Genomic DNA, 845 nt, shown 5'->3' with positions numbered 1-845 from the left:
GGTGATGCTTTATTGTGGGACAAGGACGCGAAGGCCTTTGTAGCACAACATGGCGAGAAAAAAGCGAAAAGTAAGATTACATATCTTTTCAACGGTGAGATTAGTGCAACCTCAAGTGATGCTGTAGCAGGTAATCAGCTTCAAGCTCTAGGGAGCAATGTTGCGAAGTCTTTAGGTGGTGATGCGGGTTATGAGAATGGCGAATGGATTGCTCCAAGTTTCATAATCAAGCAGATTGGTGAGGACGGTACTTCTCAAGACAAGACGTATCAAGATGTCGCAACAGCCTTTACCGGTATTGGTAACAGCTTTACGAATGTGGTTAATAATTTTTATGATAAAGTCAAAGATGTTAAAGAAGACTTTAATGACAAAATCGAGCATATTACGCAAGAAGTACAAGGGGATGCTTTGTTGTGGAGCAAGACTGATGGAGCCTTTATTGCCAAGCATGGAGAAGAAGGCAAAGAAAAAACGACAAGCAAGATTAAGTATCTTGCCAATGGAGAAATTTCTTCTACTTCAACAGAAGCTATTAATGGTTCCCAGCTTTTCGAAACAAATAATAAGGTTGCTACTTACTTAGGTGGCGGAGCTGGATATAAAGAAGGCAAATGGAGTGATCCAACTTTTACGATAAAGTCAATTAATGCTGATGGAGAGGAAAAAGCTGAGACTTATCAGAATGTAGGGGATGCTTTGATTGGAGTTGGTAGTTCTATCACGAATATTAAAAATGAGTTCACCAAACAGATTACCAATGAAATGGCCAATGTTAAAGGCGATAGCCTTGTTAAGAAAGATGCAGAAAATAATCGGATTACTATTGGTGCAAAGGTAGAAGG

At 39.6% G+C, this 845-nt stretch carries 1 pseudogene; it reads left to right on the top strand.

Annotated features, from left to right (window positions below):
• A pseudogene (locus tag BN338_RS12185) lies at window positions 1–845 on the top strand (Vomp family autotransporter); the annotation flags it as partial.

It is taken from the genome of Bartonella queenslandensis AUST/NH15, assembly GCF_000312585.1.
Lineage (GTDB): Bacteria > Pseudomonadota > Alphaproteobacteria > Rhizobiales > Rhizobiaceae > Bartonella > Bartonella queenslandensis_A.
Note: the sequence above shows the minus strand (reverse complement) of the source record. Positions and strands in the feature narration are given on the sequence as shown.